The sequence below is a fragment of the Achromobacter sp. 18P8.1.1 genome (assembly GCF_057799415.1).
The window spans coordinates 1-1,427 of the sequence record NZ_JBYOKH010000098.1 but is presented as its reverse complement, the minus strand read 5'-3'; the positions used below and the strand labels follow the sequence as shown (position 1 = coordinate 1,427).

Here is a 1,427-nt window from a genome sequence, read left to right as displayed (position 1 = left end):
TGAACTGACCCCCAGAAGTTGGACGGTCAGCTAAAGCCCGAAGGCCTGAGCTCGGTACTGCACCGGGCTCAGGCCTTTGAGCTTGAGCTTGATGCGGTCGTGATTGTAGTAACGGATGTACTGCCGGATGCCGGCTTGCAACTGCTCGACGTTCTCGAAGCGGTTCAGGTGGAAGAACTCGGCCTTCAGCGTGCCGAAGAAGCTTTCCATAGCGGCATTGTCCAGGCAGTTGCCCTTGCGTGACATGCTCTGCGTCACCGATCGATCTGCCAGCATCCGCCGGTAGTTCTGCTGCTGGTATTGCCAGCCCTGGTCAGAGTGCAGAACCGGCCGATCATCGGGCAGCAGCCGCGCCAGCGCCTTCTTCAACATGCTGCCCACGAGCTTGAAGACCGGCCGGCGGCTGGTCTCGTAAGCCACGATCTCGCCGTTGTACAGGTCCATCACTGGCGACAGGTACAGCTTCTCGCCACGCACGTTGAACTCGGTCACGTCGGTGACCCACTTCTCGTTCGGACGCGCCGCCTTGAAGTCGCGCGCCAACACGTTGGCCGCCACGTGATTTGATTGACCGCGGTAGGAGCGGTACTTCTTGGCGCGCACGAGCGACTTCAGGCCCAGCGCCTGCATCAGCTTCTGCACGGTCTTGTGGTTCACCAGCTCGCCTGCCTGGCGCAAGACCATCGTGATCCGTCGGTAACCATAGCGGCCTTTGTGACGTGCGAAGACCGCCCCGATGCGTTGCTTTAGCTCGACGTACGGATCTGCGGCGTCCAACGCCTTCAGGTGGTAGTAGAACGTGCTGCGCGACAGCGCGGCTGCGCGTAGCAGTCGTTCCAGCGGATGCTTATGCCTCAATTCTTGGACCACTTGCGCTTTCCAACGAGCGCCTGGGTCTTCTCCGCTTCGATCAAGGCATCGAGCTTTTTTAGGTAATCAAGCTCCGCTCGCAGGTTCGCGACTTCTTCCAGGAGCTCTTCCTTGGTCATGTCTTTGGAGACCGGCTCCGGTGGATACTTATGGGGCATGCTTGCTCCTCGACGCTTACGCGCCAGCGCCTCTATACCCCCAACATCATACTGGGCGCGCCATTTTGCGATGTTCCCTGGATGGCGAATCCCCAGCAACACCGCTGCCTGCGTATCCGATAGACCTTCGCGCCGGATCCTGATCAGCACCGATTGTTTGAAGGCCGCACTGTACGAGCCAGATTGCCTGCGCAACCCGTCAACGCCATGCACTCGAAAGCTCTCGACCCACCGGCGCACCATTGAGTACGGCACATCGTGTCGGCGCGCCACCGACTTGAAGCCGCCTGTGCCTTGCAGGTATGCCTGCACCACCTTGATCTTGAATTGCTCTTCGTACTTCGCCATGTAAAAACCCCCGAAGGTTGGATCTATGTCCAACTTTCGGGGGTCAGTTCA

General features: G+C 59.4%; 1 protein-coding gene. It reads right to left on the bottom strand.

Annotated elements, in window-relative coordinates:
• Positions 1-30 precede the first annotated feature (30 nt).
• A protein-coding gene (locus AC27VE_RS30715) for an IS3 family transposase (RefSeq protein WP_488705856.1) occupies positions 31-1,376 on the bottom strand; the annotation gives its coding sequence in 2 pieces (ribosomal slippage) (positions 31-932 and positions 932-1,376; 1,347 coding nt in all).
• Positions 1,377-1,427: the final 51 nt, after the last annotated feature.